This window comes from Pseudomonas spelaei (assembly GCF_009724245.1).
Lineage (GTDB): Bacteria > Pseudomonadota > Gammaproteobacteria > Pseudomonadales > Pseudomonadaceae > Aquipseudomonas > Aquipseudomonas spelaei.
In genome coordinates this window covers 105,976-123,130 of record NZ_WNNK01000003.1, presented here as the reverse complement: position 1 = coordinate 123,130, position 17,155 = coordinate 105,976, and the positions used below count along the sequence as shown (strand labels likewise).

Annotated in this window: 11 protein-coding genes and 1 pseudogene; 2 read left to right on the top strand and 10 right to left on the bottom strand. The window is 56.0% G+C overall.

Annotated features, from left to right (window positions below; translation table 11 throughout):
- A complete protein-coding gene (gene gspL, locus GNF76_RS04750; protein WP_155582022.1) occupies positions 1-1,077 on the top strand; it encodes a type II secretion system protein GspL in 1,077 nt (358 codons plus the stop codon).
- A gap of 3 nt (positions 1,078-1,080) precedes the next feature.
- A complete protein-coding gene (gspM, locus tag GNF76_RS04745; RefSeq protein WP_155582021.1) occupies positions 1,081-1,545 on the top strand; it encodes a type II secretion system protein GspM in 465 nt (154 codons plus the stop codon).
- Positions 1,546-1,715: 170 nt separating this feature from the next.
- Here the strand turns inward: gspM and GNF76_RS04740 are convergent.
- The 10 genes and pseudogenes from GNF76_RS04740 to GNF76_RS04695 form a co-directional block, all read right to left on the bottom strand.
- A pseudogene (locus GNF76_RS04740) lies at positions 1,716-2,066 on the bottom strand (TolC family protein); the annotation flags it as partial.
- Positions 2,067-2,185: 119 nt separating this feature from the next.
- On the bottom strand, positions 2,186-4,609 hold the full coding sequence (locus GNF76_RS04735; protein WP_155582019.1) for an ATP-binding protein: 2,424 nt from the start codon (positions 4,607-4,609) through the stop codon (positions 2,186-2,188).
- Positions 4,606-7,005 (bottom strand): ATP-binding protein, encoded by a 2,400-nt coding sequence (locus GNF76_RS04730; RefSeq protein WP_155582018.1) that lies wholly within the window; start codon positions 7,003-7,005, stop codon positions 4,606-4,608. The genes GNF76_RS04735 and GNF76_RS04730 overlap by 4 nt, the downstream gene beginning before the upstream one ends.
- The gene (locus GNF76_RS04725) at positions 7,002-7,667 is read right to left on the bottom strand and encodes a response regulator transcription factor (protein ID WP_155582017.1); all 666 of its coding nucleotides are present in this window, start codon (positions 7,665-7,667) and stop codon (positions 7,002-7,004) included. Before GNF76_RS04725 ends, GNF76_RS04730 begins: the two co-directional genes overlap by 4 nt.
- A gap of 320 nt (positions 7,668-7,987) precedes the next feature.
- Positions 7,988-9,460 carry an EAL domain-containing protein gene (locus tag GNF76_RS04720; protein ID WP_178123178.1) on the bottom strand — a complete coding sequence of 491 codons (1,473 nt, stop codon included), beginning with the start codon at positions 9,458-9,460 and terminating at the stop codon, positions 7,988-7,990.
- A 155-nt stretch (positions 9,461-9,615) separates the two neighbouring features.
- Positions 9,616-10,695, bottom strand: a complete 1,080-nt coding sequence (locus GNF76_RS04715; RefSeq protein WP_155582016.1) for a fimbrial protein — start codon at positions 10,693-10,695, stop codon at positions 9,616-9,618.
- Positions 10,692-13,289 (bottom strand): fimbria/pilus outer membrane usher protein, encoded by a 2,598-nt coding sequence (locus GNF76_RS04710; protein ID WP_155582015.1) that lies wholly within the window; start codon positions 13,287-13,289, stop codon positions 10,692-10,694. Before GNF76_RS04710 ends, GNF76_RS04715 begins: the two co-directional genes overlap by 4 nt.
- 35 nt (positions 13,290-13,324) lie before the next feature.
- Positions 13,325-14,071: a fimbrial biogenesis chaperone gene (locus GNF76_RS04705; RefSeq protein ID WP_155582014.1), complete on the bottom strand. Its 747-nt coding sequence runs from the start codon at positions 14,069-14,071 to the stop codon at positions 13,325-13,327.
- 71 nt (positions 14,072-14,142) lie between these two features.
- On the bottom strand, positions 14,143-14,676 hold the full coding sequence (locus tag GNF76_RS04700) for a fimbrial protein (protein WP_155582013.1): 534 nt from the start codon (positions 14,674-14,676) through the stop codon (positions 14,143-14,145).
- A gap of 752 nt (positions 14,677-15,428) precedes the next feature.
- Positions 15,429-16,748 (bottom strand): purine-cytosine permease family protein, encoded by a 1,320-nt coding sequence (locus GNF76_RS04695; protein ID WP_155582012.1) that lies wholly within the window; start codon positions 16,746-16,748, stop codon positions 15,429-15,431.
- Positions 16,749-17,155 lie beyond the last annotated feature (407 nt).

Below are 17,155 nucleotides of genomic sequence, written 5' to 3'. Positions count from 1 at the left end.
ATGCAAGCCTGGCTTTATCTCACCACCGTGACAGCGGCCGACGACTCGCCTGTCACCTGGTGGAAAACCGACGGCGAACCGATGCAAGGCACGCTGCAGCAGGCAACCGTACTGGCTGGCCTGAAACTGACCCTACTGGTGCCTGCCGAAGTCACCAGCCATCACTGCTTCGAGGTACCGCCGCGCAGCGGCCGCTGGCTACAGCAAGCTATCCATTCGGTACTGGAGGAGCGCCTGCTGGACGACCCCGAGCAGTTACACCTGGCCCGCGGGCCGTTGCAGGTGCGTCGTCACTGTCGTCTGTTCGTTCTGCAACGACAGTGGTTGGAGCAACTGCTGGAGCGACTGACCCGCCATGACTTGACTGTCGAACGCATTCACGTCGATGCTGATTGCCTGCCGGATACCCACCCGCTGGCCCTGCGCTGCCACGACCGTTGGTTGATTGGCGGGGGCTGTCAGCAACGCCTGGCACTCTGCGACCGGGCAATAGAGGAACTGGCACCACTGCTGCCTGACAACCTGCAATACAGCCAGGAAACGCCCTGGCCACTCTTGGCACGCGGCAGCGCTCAAGCCATCAACCTGCGCCAGGGGGCATTCGCCCTGCGTAGCGCCTCACGAACGCCCTGGAGGGCGCTTATCGCAATCCTGGCCATCGCCTGGGGCGCCCAAGTGGCACAGGACGTGGGCCATCGATGGTTGCTGCAACACAATACCGCGCAAGTAACCGAAGCCAGCTTAGCGCTCTGGCAGCAACGCTTTCCCGATGAACCCCGGGTGATCGATCTCGCCCGCCAGGTTCAGGCCCGCGCCCATCAAGCCAGCCAGCCGCGACAAAGCCTGGCGCGTAGGCTCGAAAGCCTGGCCAGCCAATGGACCACCGACGGCGATACCCTGATACGTCGACTGGACTACCAACAGGCGCAAGGCTGGGTGCTGCAAGTCAGCGCGCCGAATTTCTCCACCCTGGAACGCCTGCGTGAAGACCTCGCGCAGCAAGGAGCGAACGTGCAGGCCGACTCGGCTGTGCTCGCCCCTGACGGGGTCAGCGCACGCTTGAAAATTACGGATTAAGCCATGACTCCCCTATTCGCCCGTTACTCGAACCGCTGGCAACAGCTCCCGGCCCGCGATCGCCTGACCCTGCAGTTGCTCACCCTGTTTTTAGCGGCGACGCTATTTTGGACCCTACTCTATCGTCCTCAACACCAAGCCCTGCAACAAGCTGAACAGCACTTCCAGGAGGTATTACAATTGCAAGCTGATCTGCTCAAGCTCCCCATGCTCACTACCGCTCATAACCCACAGCCCAATACCCTGGCCGGCCTGGTTACCAGCAGCACCGCCGCGGCCAACCTGATCATCGAACGTATGGACAGCGAAGACTCCGGGCGCCTCAATCTCAACCTCGGAGGCCCCCTCGAAGGCCTGCTCAAATGGCTGGACGAGGTGGAAAACCAAGGCATCAACCTGGTGTCGCTGCAGCTGGAGGTCAGTCCTCAAGCCATGGTCCAGGCCCGTTTGAGCATCGAACCGTACTAATGTGTACCGCCAGGAGATCACCTTCAGTAGCCCCAGCGATGGATGAACCTCCCTTGCCGCTCGCTCAGCAGAGACGTCCGCGCTCTCTGTTGACGCTATTGCGATCTACCCGTCCGTCCGACTAGAAAGCCCAAAAGATAGGCCTGCTTATTCGCTGGATCATGCCGCCACTACTTTGTATCCATCGTCCAGAACCCAAGACGGCCCAAGCCCGCAGCCAGCTTCAGGCGTGAACGCTGCCAATTGCCCAGAGCCTGGATATACAGTTCTTCGGCACTGGCGTAGGTGGTCAGCGCATTGAGCAGTTCGATCATGCTTCCAACTCCAGAGCGGTAGCGCCCTTGAACCACTTCCAGTGCCTGACGCGACTGCTCGACCAGCTCGCGGGTACGAGACAGGCTTTTCGTCTCGATATTGAAGCTCTGGTAGCTGCTCCAGACATCCAGTGATACCTGCTGTTCGGTATCGGCCAATTCGGCACGGCGGGATTCGACCCGTGCCAGTGCATTGCGGACCTGATATGCAAGAAAACGCCGGGGTCACCGAAACCTCGTATCAGTAAAGAAGCCATTTGAAACCTCTGCTCTCGTCCTGAAAATATGAATGCGAAAACACCGGGGACAGGCTTGGGGCTCAGTAACTATCGGGGCAGCATCTCTTGAGCAGGCGCGTCAGTCAGGTCGTACCATTGGTCGACTAGACCACCAAGAACTCTGACATAAGCTTCGTCACTCCAATCGACTTGATCGCGCAAGAGCCGTTCCAGGGTTTCGGCTGATTGGACCATGGTCGTCCACTTCAGAACCAACGTTGCACCGTGCAGTCGATGTGCAGCACGCAATGCGGCATCACCTTCACACAGCGCCACAGCCTTGAGCAGGCTGTCCAAATCCCGGTGCACCTCTTCGTGCACGGCGGACAGATCCAGCACTTGGGGAATCAGTGGTTGTACCTGCTGTACCACTGCCACGTTGCACCACAGTTCAATAATTTCCTGCAGTTGACTCAATCGTATTGGTTTGCTCAACGCTCCATCCATCCCGGCATCGAAACAACGCTCAAGATGCTCGTCGCCGGTAAGCGCCGAAATGGCGATTATCGGGCAATGAGGCCAGTGGTGAGTCAGCTCCAGATCGCGAAACTCACTCGCCAGGCTGTAGCCGTCCTGATCTGGCAGGTTACAGTCCATCAACACGAGGTTGACCCGATTCGCAGTGAACAACGCCAGCCCTTGGGCGCCATCGGCCGCTAGCAGCACCTCGCAACCGAAACCCTGGATCTGCGCGCGCAATACTTCCAGGTTAGCCAGGGTATCTTCCACCACCAGTAATCGTGGGCTGGTATCGACTAAAGGAATTTCAGCCATAGGCGGAACCGCTTCAACCACCACCGGCGCATCGAGATCCGGCGCCATAGAGACCCGCAAAGAAACCTGGACGGTGGTGCCTACGCCGAGTTTGCTCTTCAGGGTCAGTTCGCCGTGCATTAACTTGACCAGCTCTTTGCAGATCGCCAAGCCCAGGCCGGTATCCCCCTTGCGCTTGTCAACGTGTTCGGTGTGAACATTCGATTGAAACAGCGAAGTTTGCGCGTTTTCAGACAGACCGATTCCGCTGTCAATGATACAGATCACCAATTGCTGCGGGTCACCTGCCTGGTCCTTGAGCAGTTGTAAATCGACCTCGACCCCCCCCGACTCTGTGAACTTGATCGCATTGGAAACCAGGTTGTGCAGGACCTGAGCCAGTCGGGTGTCATCCAGCAACAATGCAGGTATGGCACGCTCGCCGGTAATGTTCAGCGCCAAAGCTTTCTCCGTAGCGCGCAGCTGATTGAGGTCCACCACGTTTTGAACCAATGCGAGCACGTCCACAGGCTCCAGGTTGAGCTTGAGCTGCCCGGCTTCGAGTTTGGAAATATCCAGCACATCGTCCAGCAATCGCAGCAAAGCATTGGCACCGTTTTGAGCCAGGTCGGTGAAATGCCGTTGTTGCTCATCGAGCGGGGTGTGCCCTAGTAGCTCTACAGCAGCCAGCACAGCATTCATGGGCGAACGAATTTCATGGCTCATGACCGCCAAAAACATGGCTTTTTCCCGCTCGTTGCGGATAGCCCGACGGCGCTGTTGGCGATTTTGCCAGGCCACCGCCAACAACAGCACAATCACCACCAACAGCAGCAGCAACTCGCGGTCGAAATAGTCGGCAATTTGTTCCATTGACGGACCATCCAGGTCCATGTCAGCAAACCAGCTGTCGTAAATCGCCTTGTTTTCGTCCGCACTGATGGACCTCAATGTCTTCTGTAAAACTGACAGCAGGATCAATTGATCCGCTCGCACGGCCATTCCGATTTCGGCATACAACGCCGGCACACCTCCGGAAATCTGTAACTCACCCTGAAACCGCCGGTACAGATAGGGAATCAGCAATCCATCGGAAGCCACTGCTGCGTCAACCATGCCGTCCCTGACCATCGTCAGCATTTTGACTGGATTTCGTTCACTGATGAGCTTCACGCCAGGTGCCACGTTGCTTAGTATTGGCAGGTATCGATCAAGCCCCGGAACGACTGCGGTTTTGCCGGCCAATTGTCCAAGATCAACGATGCCGCCCTTACCGACCCGAGTAATGATGATCGCCGAGGTGGTGTAATAAGACGCGGTGAACGACAGTCCTGAAGCATCCGCCTGGTTATGCGTATTGCGTGCAGAGGACACCAGGTCGGCCTCGCCTTTGGCCAACAAGTCCAAGTGAGCACGGTTCTCGGGATTGGCAATGAAAATAAAACTCAGGCCTGTCCTCGATGCAATCAGCGTCAGATATCTGGAAGATAATCCATGCAACCTGCTGCCATTCATGTATTCGAATGGCACAAGATTACTGAATACCGCAACACGCAGCACCGGATGGTTGGCAATCCAATCGCGCTCCTCTTGGGTCAACGACAGCTCTGGCCGCTCGTCCGCATTTAACAATGGAGAACCACCCAGTAAAAAGCACAGGAGCAGGAGCACCAACAAGACGCCGCGATAAACCATACTCACCGCGCAATTACCATTCATGGCCTGTACCGCGGCAATGCATCAAAAGACTGATCGCCTCCCAGAACCTGCCAATGTTGAACCAGCTCCTTCAGTGCTTGCAGATAACCTGGATCGTCCCAGCACATGTCAGCCCGCAACAAGTCTTCCAGGGCTTCCCCAGCCGTGGCCAATCCCGTCCAATCCAGAATCAGCGCAGTGCTTTGCAGGCGATTAACAGCATGCAAGGCCACCGGATAATCACGTAATGCGCTGGCCTTGATCAGGCTGCCCAGGTCACGGGCCATTTCACGGGTCACTGCGGTCTGGTCGAGCATCACCTCCAACGAAGCCTCGCTGGGGGCCACCAACGTCACTTCGCACCACAATTCAATGACTTCTCGCAATTTGGCCGCGTGCAGAGGCGTGTTCAAGACGCCATCCATCCCCGCATCGAAGCAACGTTCAAAAAGCTGGATACCGGTCAGTGCCGAAAGGGCAATTATCGGGCAGTGTGAATGGTGCAGTTGCCGTTCGACGTTGCGCAGTTCGCGGGCCAGGCTATAACCCTCCTGGTCAGGCAAAACGCAGTTCATCAACACCAGGTTAAAGGGGGTCTCACTAAACAGCACCAGCGCTTGAGCGGCGTTCGAAGCCATCACCGGCCAGCAGCCGAAGCTACTGAGCTGCACGCGCAGCATTTCCTGATTAGCGAGGGAGTCTTCCACCACCAGAATGCGCAATCCGCTATGTGTTGACGCCAACGGTTGCGCAAGTAGAGCCTCATCGACAAGCCCCGCGCTGCAGTCCTGTGCGGGTGCAACCGGCAAGCTGATTGTCACCGTCGTACCGATTCCCGGTTCACTGCCGAGCTCCAGTTTGCCCTGCATCAGGCTCACCAGTTGGCGGCAGATCACCAAGCCCAGACCAGTCCCACCTGAGCGTTTGTAGGAGTGACTGGCCTGGGCATAGGGGCGGAAGAGAGACGCCTGAACCGATGCCGAAATACCAATACCAGTGTCACGCACCTCAATCACCAGTTGCCGGTCTTGCCCGATCTTCGCCTCCATCAGGCCAAGGCTGATCTCGATCCCGCCGGCATCGGTGAACTTGATGGCATTGGAAATCAGGTTATGGAAGATCTGCGCCAGGCGTGTGCCATCCATCAATAGCAGAGGCAGATGTGCTTTGGCGCTGACGTTCAGTTGCAGGTTTTTCCCCCGTGCATGCAACCAATGCAGGTCTACCACGTCCTGAATCAGTGCCTGAACATCGACCGCTTCAACACTGAGGCTCAGTTGCCCCGCTTCCAGCCTGGACACATCCAGCACGTCATCCAGTAACCGCAGCAAGGTGTTGGCGCAGCTGTTGGCCAGTTGCGTGTAACGCCGTTGTTGCTCATCGAGCGGGGTGTTCCCCAGCAACTCGACTGCGGCCAGCACGGCGTTCATAGGTGAGCGGATTTCATGACTCATCACCGCCAGAAACAGGGCCTTTTCCTGATCGCTACGCACTGCCAGCCGACGCTGGCGATGGCTCTGGTAGACCAGTACGAACAGTATGATCAGCGCTACTCCACCCAGAATGAACACATGTAAATAATGCCGGGTGATGGTCCGCATCGAAGGGATATCCAGGTCAAGCGCCCTAAACCACTGCTGGTAGATCTCCTTGCGTTGCTCGGCGGAAATCGCCTCCAGGGTCTTGTCGAGAATCGAATACAGCATCACATGATCCGCGCGCACAGCCATTCCCACGGCCACTTGCTCGTTGCCGACGACCCCCGACAAATGCAGGATGCCCTGGAACTGCCGGTACAGATAAGGAATCAGGAAGATTTCCGAATCAACCGCCGCATCCGCGGTACCGTCCTTAACCATTGTCAGCATTTCCAGAACGGATTTGCTCTTGATAAGGTGAGCCTTGACCCCCTGTTCATTGAACATAGCTACGTAGCGCTCCACATCCGGAATCACCACAGTCTTGCCTGCCAATTGCTGAAGCTTTAGAACCTCGGTACCACCGACTCGAGTGACAATGACTACCGCGCTGGTGTGATAGGGAGGCAGTGCCCGGACCGCCGGGGTCTGCGCATCCGTGTTGTCAGGATAGAAAGACAGCAGGTCCACCTGCCCTTGCAGCAGGGCATTGATACGCGCTTTCGTCGTGCCACCAGGAACATAGATGAACTTCAGGCCGGTTTCGCGGGTAACGAAATCCAGATATTGCGCCGACAGCCCATGCAGCTGCGCCTCACTCAGGTATTCGAATGGAATCAACTTCTCAACCACCCCCACTCGTAACGGCGGCTGCTGCTTGATCCATTCCTGCTCCTCGGCCGTCAGCTCGACTGACGCTACCGACTCCTGTACCCCAAACGGCAACCCCCAAACCAGCAGCACCAGAAGTGGCGCCGCAATCCGGGCCAGCCAGCTCATGACTGGCCTATTATTTTCTTGAGTTTGAACAGCTCGTTATTGGAGGTAACCCCCAGCTTACGAAATGCCGATGCCTTTTGTGTACTGATGGTCTTGATGCTGCGATTGAATTTATCGGCGATGTCAGTCACCGTCATACCCGCCAGGAAACAACGGATCACCTCTTGCTCACGAGCCGTCAGTTCAGCCTGTTGCATCGGGTCCGCCACCACACCATCAGCCACGACGGTGGCGCACACAACGGCATCGGCCACTCGATAGGACATATCAGGGCTCAAATAGGCGGCGCCACTGGCAACAGTGCGGATGGCCTTTTTCAGTTGCTCCAGCTCTTCCCCTTTACCGACAAAGCCCCGGGCGCCCACACGCATGGCCAAGGCTACGGTTGCCGGGTCATGGTGGGTTGACAACACCAGGATGTGACACCCAGAAAACTTGACCCGCAAGGCGCGGATCAGCGATACACCGTCCAACTCATCCGGGCCGAGCGAAAAATCCAGCAGCAAAAGGTCGGCGGGCGTTTTGGCCAGTCCGGCGATCAGGTCACGGCTTTTTTCATAGATACCGACCACCTCAAAGCCCTTCTCCGCCGCAAGGCTATTCACCAGTCCATGGCGCACGATAGCGTGGTCATCCAGTAAAGCGATGCGGATACTTTTCATAGCGCACAAATCCACTCGACGAAGCACACAGAACGCATGCCAGCTTTAAGAAGTATAAGCAAAAAAACACAAATGACAAACAATCGAAACTTCAACTAATTACACAAGCAACCAATCAAAAAATTCAATACAGACACACACATAAAAAGCACAAGTTCAAAAACTTAAACAACCTTCAATTACTTCACATGAAAAACACACAATAAAAAACTCAAACCTATAAATATTAAAGCTACCACACAACCCTGCAGAGCGAACACTGCAACAACAATAACAACCCGTAAAACCTCAAGTATCACAATCAGAGTCTCTGCGACTATTCATAATGATACGTCATTCACGCCAGCACTTAATCTACTGCGATCTTCCTGGATCATAAAATCAAAAAACTCGTCCATTTCCATCGGCCGCGCCAAGGCGTACCCCTGCCCCACTCGACAGCCCAAACGATACAACAACGCAATGGTCTGCTCGTCCTCGATACCTTCTGCGACCAAATTCAGATTAAGCAGCCGGGCCCAACTGACAATACCGGAGATCAATTTGCGCGAAGAGGTCGTCTGCTGAACTTCGCGAACAAATGAACCATCAATTTTCATCTCATCGAAAGACAGATTCGTCAAAAGCTTCAGCGTCGCCGAACCCGTGCCAAAATCATCCATCGAGACCTGAAACCCCTTTGAGCGAATGGCGGTCAACGAAGCTGACAAATGCAACTCGTCCGCAGCTGGCACATCTTCGGTGAGCTCAACTTTCAGCAAGTTGGCTGAGAGGTCAGCCTCACCCATTCGCGCCGCTAAACGCTCAGCGAAATTCGGTGTACAGATGGTCTGGGCCGATGCATTCACTGCGATCGGAATCTCTATATGCGCCTTTTTCAAGGCCATTAAGACCTTGATCGTCCAGGCCTCCACCAAACTGAATAACAACAGGTCCAACCCCAAACGGTGAACCAAAGGTATTAGCACCGAAGGCGGAACCTCTCCGTGTTTCGGATGGTGCCAACGCACAAATGCTTCGGCGCCGACCACGCGTCGGGTCTGCAAATCGAACTGCGGTTGGTACACAAAACGAAGCCCCTTGCCGGTGGTCAAGGCACTGATCACATCATCTTCGGCCAAGGCGTCAAACGTTGCGGTGTCAATTTGCTCTTTCTTTTGCGACTGCCGATCCACCAGCGCACGCAGGGCATCACCCAAATCCATACCACCGCCCTCGCGAAGGATCTCCACAACAATCCCGGCGGCCCGGGCCAATCGCGCATGAGACTCGAGCGAACTGATCGGCACGCCCCCCATACGTTTTATCCAGTGTTTTCCAAGCACCGAGTCGGGCAGCCGTGACGATGTTCCGTCGACCACTATCGGCGCCGGATCCAGCGTGGTTTCACCGGTCCAGAAGACACTCGGAAACCGGGTCAGCGTGCCGGTCTCATACAGACTCTTGAGCAAGCTGGGCAACATCAGACCGTCACCGCATTCCGTGCGAATCTCGCAGACAATGACATCGACATTAACTTCACCCAATCGGGCGGTCATCGTGCTCAGAGAGTCGAAATTTTCCAATGCTGTGACCCCCATGCCCCGCAACGAGGAAGCAAGCCGGTTCGCATAAAATGCATCAGCAGCCAGTGTGATTACGCTCAATGCACTGAACTCTTGGGGTACAACAGCGCTTGCAATCATGACACGGTGACTCCGGAAAGTTTCTTCGTGGAGAAGCTTATCAGCGCCAAAAATGAAACCAATAGGACTGGGACTAAAAGCAAATTTCGCGCTGAACAGTCGACACATTTCGGCCTCTTTCGCGCGATTGCAGGCGTCATTTTTTGTGTAGGCAGCCACATCACCCGAATAAAGCAGACATGCATTGGACCGGGACTAATCGTCCCCTGCGGACTCATTGGTAAGTGAGGGTAAACGTCACAGACGCGTTGGCTGAGGTACGCTCACTGATAGCTCATCGTGAACGTCGTGGTCCCCTTCACCACGCCGGGGCCCACCGTTCCCGTCGAGATGTATTGCACGGTCAACGGGATGCTTGTTGTGCTCGCCGACGCGCCGACCAGCCACTGATTCGGATTACCCGCGCCCGCCGAGTCCGGTCCGTAGCTCACCGGCAAACCACTGCTGTTCAACAGGCGCAGCTTCACGCCGGTCGCGGTCGATCCGCTAGCGAGTGTCAGATTACTGGTGGTGTTGCTGGTGTTGGTGACGTCGGTCAATGTGATGTAGACGTTCGCGCCAGCCTGGCAAGATAATCCAATGCTGAAGTTGGTGTCGCCCGCCGTCTTGCCAACCGGACTCAATAAGTTCGCGGTGACGGTGGGCAACGTCACGTTGATCGCCTTTGTCGTCACCATGCAAGTCGTCGAGACAATCTTCGTGTTATTCACTATCACAGACGTCGTTTTCGTCATAGTCGTCCCCGACACAGGATTACTACTACCCAAATAACCCACCACCGTGCTAGGTAAGTCGCCCGCCGTCACCGGCCCAGTTACGATCAGTTGATAGCTGAGCGTGAAGCTGCCGCTCGACGTGCGGCCGGTGTCGGATGGACCAGAGAAAGTTGTTTTATCCGGATCGGTGAAGTACATCCACGTGCCGGCTTGCGTATCCGCAGAAAGCACCCCATTGAAGTTACCGTTATACGCGAAGGTCTGGTCTGTCACTTTGATACCAATCCCCGGGGTGCCGGTATTCCATACGCCGGCCACCGAACTTGGGGTCAATAGCTGGCTAAAGCCCAGGTTGAAGCCACCAGTGTTCGACGCCGACCCCGTGATAGGATTCGACAGACAGCTCCACGTTCCCGACGACGTCACCGGCGAACCGATCGGCGTGCCCACCGAGGCATTGAGCGGCACCGCCACCGAACCGAAGGTGATCGCCCCGTAACTAATCGTGCATGGCGCGACCTCCGCATGCGCCGACGCACTAAAGATCATCCCTGCATAACCGGCGGCACACATCATCAGGATGCCAAATGCTCTCCTGAGTACCTCACACGACAGAAACATGTTCATCGCTTTACCTTTTGAGTGTTGGCAGAGAGTGCTCTATCGGTCACCTGCTGGCCTGCCGTGCAGATCGCGTCCACTTGTTGAAGTGATTGGCCATTGTCTGGTGCAGGAGGAATGACCAGCACGCATTGCTGACTGGCTTTATCGCCCCAATTGACTAACAACTGATGTATCTGTGGCTTGACGCGTGCGTACAACTGGCCGCCCTGCCCTACCATCCCCACCGATGTGCCCTCGGAGTCCACTACGCCGGCGCCGAACGGCAAGGTGCTGCCATCCTCCAGGCGAACGTTGAACACTATCGCGCGCCCATGATTGGTGCCGTATGTCAGGTGCACCACTGCACCCGCGCGCGGCGCCACTTGCTGGCTGGTTTCGCTCAACTCAACATCCATCGAACTGCCCAGCGGATCGATGGCCACATCATTGAGTTCATACGGACGCAGGTAGGGCACCACCGCGTTACCCTGGCTATCGATTCGCAACCCCGCATACCCGCCCACTTTGGCTCCTTCAGCGCCCTCGGCGGTGACGATGGCCATGGTATCGCCGCGATACGGCGTCAGGGTCACACCATTGGCATGGGCTACCACCGTGCCGCTGGCTCCCACCGACGTGCTGGTGTAACCCTCGCCACGACTCAGAGCGGCGCTCAGCATGGCGCGGGCCCCCGTGTATTGACCGTTGAGCGAGGTAGTATTGGTATTGCCAGCACCGTCGTGGCCGACAGTCGCGCCATAGCCGTACTGGTGATCCTCGCCAGCACTGCCGCTGATACTCGCTTGCTGGCTGTAGTTACCCTGGGCATCGCGTCCAACCTGGGCGCTCAATTGCGGGCTTTTACCCGAGCTGCCGAACTCCAGCGGCATGTTCAAGGTAAACAACAGAGTGTCTTGCATCTCGCCCAAGCCCGCTCGACTGCGGACGGCGTTGACGCTGAAAGACACTCGATTGATCTGCTTGCTGTAACTGAGCTGATACTGCAGGTCGCTGCCCGGGAGGTTCCAATAGTTCTGGGTGAAACCGCTGACAGCAAAATGCCCCCAGCGCCCCAGGTCCTGGTCGGCAGTCACCGAAAGACGGCTGCGTGGCCGCCCCCACTGACTGGAGTCATAGCCGTTTCTCTCGGCATCGAGCATTTGCACGGCATTACTGAAGTCCAGGTAACCGCTGGTGGAAAAGCGGTAGGCAGCCACCGAAAAGTTGCTCCCGGTGCTGATGATATTCTTGCTGTAGGACACCCGCATACTTTGGCCTTTGGAGGCGCCAGCAGCCAAGTCGGTTTGGGCATGGGTGACGTCCAGCGCCAAGGCGCCGATCGGGGTTCCGAACGCCAGACCGGTGAGCACGGCCATGTAGCCTTCGCTCGACTGCATCCCGCCGTAGCCGGTGAAGGTATTGTTCAGACCGTATTGCAGCGTGCCTTGCAGTACCTTCGCCTGTTTGTCGATGTAATTGTCGCGGGTTTCACCGAGGGTCAGGCTATAACGCGAAGTCCCGGGGCGCAGCAATTGGCTGACCGAAGCATAGGGCACTATAAAGCTCTGCTCGGTCCCGTCCGCCTCGTGGACGATCACGCTCAGATCGCCGCCGTAACCCGTCGAGTACAGGTCGTCGATCACAAAGGCGCCGGGGGCCACGGTCGTTTCCAACAACACGTTACCTGCCTGGCTAATCGTCACCCGGGCATTGGTGCGGGCAATACCACGGATCACCGGCGCATAACCCCGCATGGAGTCAGGCAACATACGGTCGTCACTTGCCAACTGCACCCCCCGATAAGACAAGGTGTCAAAAATATCACCGCTGGTGTTGGACTCGCCCACAGTCAGCTGGCTTTTTAATGAGGTGACATCACGTTGGGCGTAGCTGTCCAGGGACTGGTACTTGGCCCCTAAAACTGTCTGCCAGCTCATCGAGCCGTCGTGACGCAAGCGCCAGTCGCCCAGGTTGAGGCCGGCGTTTAGCCCTAGATAAGCCGAGTCGTAGTGACCGGTTTGGGTTTGATTGCGGTTACCGTTGAAACTGTAGCTGAGCATCGCAGCCGTGACGCCACGATCCCACAGTTCGGGGCTGACATAACCGCGGGCATTACGTCGCAGAGCCGCTTGGGGAATGCTGATCTCAAGGCGCTGATCCTCTGGCGAGAAGCTCGCCGTAGCCCCCGGAACCACGCTGACCAGGGTCGGACAATGCTCACTGTCGAGCGCCAGATTAACCTCGGGCAGCAGGTGCGTCATGTCCACACCAATACGCTCGAGCAGCGCGCGCGAGACGCAGATCACCGGTTTACTACCGTCTTTCGGCCCCTCGATGCGAATGTCCTGGCGGCTGCTTAGATCGCCGTTCAGTACCACGTCCGCTCGATACTCGCCAGGTGTCACCGGGTTACCGTTCTGGTAAGCACCCAGGTCGAGGTTACGGGAATCTGCCGGCAGAAACGCATCGTTGAACTGCACGTCTTCCGCCAGTGCACTATTGATTACAAATACGCACGGAGCGATAGCCAGCGCCTTGCGGATCAAAGCCGAGATCAAATTCAAGACAAAGAACGGCTGTACCCACAGGGAAGCCCTGGAGCTGGAAGAAGGCGTCATAACTTACTCGCGCGTTGAAAACGTCGGCTACAAAATCAAGGTTTGAGCAGTTGCTCGGTCGGCAGCAAGGCGCCGTAATCGTTGATCGCGCTGAACTCAACCCGAGCGCCAGCGCCGGGCATCGCCTTGAGTGCCGGCAAGGCGAATTGCCGAGTCTGGCCAGGTGCGACCATGCCTTCTTCACTGAGCCAACGTTGCGCACCGGCCACCAACTTCAACTCGACCAGCGAGACGTGAAAGGCCGAAGGGTTGTAGGCCTGCAAAGCAAACCCCTGACCGCTGCTGGCCGAGACGACCTTCCACTGCACCTGCCCGATCGCCTCGGTGGGCGTGCCTGGCAAGGCATCGGGCCGATAGAAGATCTTGATGCGCGAACGAAATGCCATTTGCAATGTGTTGAGATCTGCAGCCGCCTGGGATTTTGGTGGAATCTCCAGCATGTTGAACCAGAACACTGATTCCTGGTTCGCGGGCAACGCCGGGCCGGTGAACATCAGGCGCAGGCTCTGGCCCTTACCCGGATCAATACGAGCCAGTGGCGGCGACAGTACGAAAGGAGCCTTGGAACTGGTGGGTGTGGAATCAGCGTTGCCAGTGTCAACCCATGCCTGCATCAACACTGGCTGACTACCATTATTGTTGAGCTTGACGGTCATTTCTTGCTGGCCCGCCAGGTAGATCAAGCGAGTGCCGGTGATCACCACTCCCGCCATGGCCTGCGAACAAACCAGTAGCGCAAGGCCTGTCAGCAACAGTTGTTTTAATGGACGTGCATACAACATGAAAAAGTCCCGTTGCAGCCTGGAAGCACGCCCGTCCTTGCCGGATGCAGGCGTGTGTCCAGGGCGTGTACTTACTGGTAGTTGAGGGAGTAGGTCACGGTGCCGAGTACGGTGCCCGCCGTCGCGAGGCCGGTGGCGTAGTACTGCACGGCATACGGCAAGGTCGCAGCATTGGAAGCAATGGTGCCACGGCTGTTAGTAGTTACCTGCGCAACGTCGCCGGCTTTGATCGCCAGATTGCTGGTACCGTCAACCAGTTGCAGTTGGACGTTGGTCGCCGTGCCGGTGTTTTTCAGATTACCGCTCACTGGATCCACACCACCGCCGGCTTCGAAAAAGGCTGTAGCGGTTGTTGCGGTGCCAGTGCACCCCGTCAGCTTAATGTTGAAATTGGTTTGGCCAGCGACTTTACCTGTGGCGCTCAGCGAGCCCGCTGTGATGGATGGCAACGTTACGGTAGCCGGGCTGGCGGCACCGTTGACGGTAACGGCACAGGTGGCAGCCAGGAGCTGACCGGTGAAGTTAATCGTGCCATCCGACGCCATGGCGAATGGAGCAATGGATGCAGTAACTAATACAGCGAGTACGTGGGCTTTGTAATTCATGAGGCAACTCCGAGAAAACTGTCTTTTTTACGCCAGGTTGTGAGCCCTCATTCATTCGAGAACCCATGTATTGCCAGGCGAAGTGTAGAGACAGCGCTCGGTGCTAAATATAGGAGTGCTCCTAAAAATTGACAGCTTGGTACATTGACCGGTACACACAAAGGCAGAATTGAAAAACCAAACCGCCCGGACTTGCTAGCGCGAAGCACACTTAAAAAATACTTGGACTGACATCGGCGTCTATAGGACTGCTCCTAAAAACAGTAAAGCCACGGTCGTGACGGCCAGGCGCATCGGCTCACTCTTACAACCTGAGTATCTGAGCTGACCACTCTTTTTTAAAACATGCTACTGGCCGACACCCGCGTCCTTCAGCTCAATAGCGAGACGATCAATAGAATATTGACCTTGTTCGGGTAGTTTATACGTGCCCGTATTTTTAATGATGGGATATTTATCAGTCGAGTCAGGAGTTCCAATGTAAAATCATCCACTTTCAATGACGGCAACATAGGTATTGAGCTTTTCCTGAGGCACCATTAGATGGTTAACCCCAATCAACTTTGTTACTCCATTCAAGGTGGTCGGCAATCACCAACACGGCCTTCCCCGACGCCGAGTCGAAGATTGCTCAAATATCAATTGCCAGCGGATGGGTGATGGACATGTTTGCTGCTTTAAGGCCTGATCCCCCCTTGTCGAGTAGGACGTCGATGCCCCGGGGAAGGTCAGTGCCGACAGCGACTCCAGGATCAGTCCTGAGTTTCTTGTAAACGGCTTCGATAACCCAAGCCCGCCTGCAATGAAAATGCAAACACCACGGTTGCAGGTGCGGAAAAACTGCTCAGATCGCCACTGAAAAGTATCAATGCAAGCCCAAGCGCAGTGGCGCCAAACCAGGCGATCAAACCCACCGTATTAAACGCGGTCACGCGGTCGAGCGCTGTCACGTCAAATCGTCCGCAGAGAATCTGTGCCAACGCCACACCGACCCATGCCACCACAAAAATCCCTTGGTAGGCTAATGCTTTGAGCAAATAGGCGAACACATCCGCGAGCATCAAGCCGTAAACGATAAAGCCGACGACAAGTGCCCACATCACGTACGAACTGTGTAGACCAAAACGTCTGAAGAACACCTGCATGTTCATCGTCGCCAAATAGTAATTGGCGGTGTTGATACGGGTTTGCGTGGCCCAGATAAACAACAACCCCCACCCCCCCATCAACTGCAGAATCGCTACCATCACCGATGCCTCGTTCAGTCCACCTTCGTGGCGAATGCTGCTGATCAGATAAATACCTGCCGCCCCGTTAAGCAAAAAGGCCACCGCGTAGAAGGGCATGCCGAAGTTCCAGCGACCATGATAGGCGGCGTCCTCTGGCTTACCAAGCCGTGCATAGTCAAAGGTGAACAACATCAGCACCCACACACCCATATACGCTACAAAGCAATCCCACCAACCAAATGCACTGGCGGTTGCAGGACCGAAATCCAGCCAGTGCGATTGGTAGCCATAACGATTAATCGACAACCCTACCGCCATCAACAAGCCACCCAGATAAACCGGCAACAACACGCCGTTAAGCTTATCCAGCCAGTGTTGAACGCTACCCAATATCAACGGCACGCTGTACAGCACCACCAGCAACGCGGCCAGCGGATAGGTCATTGCCGGGAACAGATAATTGAGCGCCACGGCAATCACCGAACCCTCAAAAACCGCGTAGTAGATCGCCGAAGAAAAGAAAATCAAAGTTGCCAAGCTGGCACCCACACTGCCGAATAACAGCCGTGAAAACAAAGCGACCGACAAACCGCTGCGGATCGCGAAACGGCTGAGCACACTGTTAATCAGCCCGTAGCTAACCACCGATAACACCATACCGATCAGTGCATTACGGGTACCGTACTGCAGGGCCAGTGAAGCACCCACCACGATGTAAAACACCGCACTGCATGCCGCCCACCAGGCCATGGTCAGAGACAGCCTGCCCATGCGTGCCTTGGTCGGAACGCGATTATTGACCGGGTTTTTCCCGGGTTTTTGGGATTGTGAAAATACAGGCATACGCGTGAAGCCCCAGAACCAGTCTAAGATGAAGCACGGCCAGCCGTCTTCACACCAAGGTACGGGGTTACTTTACCGCTCTGCAAAACTTGCGCAATGCGGTAGGCAAAATCAAAGGAGAATAGTTTGCTCACCCAAATCAAGGCTACTGAGAAAATTTAATTCGACCACCCTCTTGGAGCTGATAGAAGTCGCCAAAATAAAGAACCCCCTCTAGTCAAAAATCAGAAATATGCTTGTGCCAATCGGGCTACCGAACTGAACGCCTCGCTGGCAACTTTTCAAGTCCCACAGTGCGCCTCGGACTTTAATCTTCACACTGGGGTTTGATCCTGCCCATCGGTTAAGTCGCCTGGCAACCATTGCTGTTCGCTCAAGCAAGGTGAAATCATCCCTGGCGCCGACGG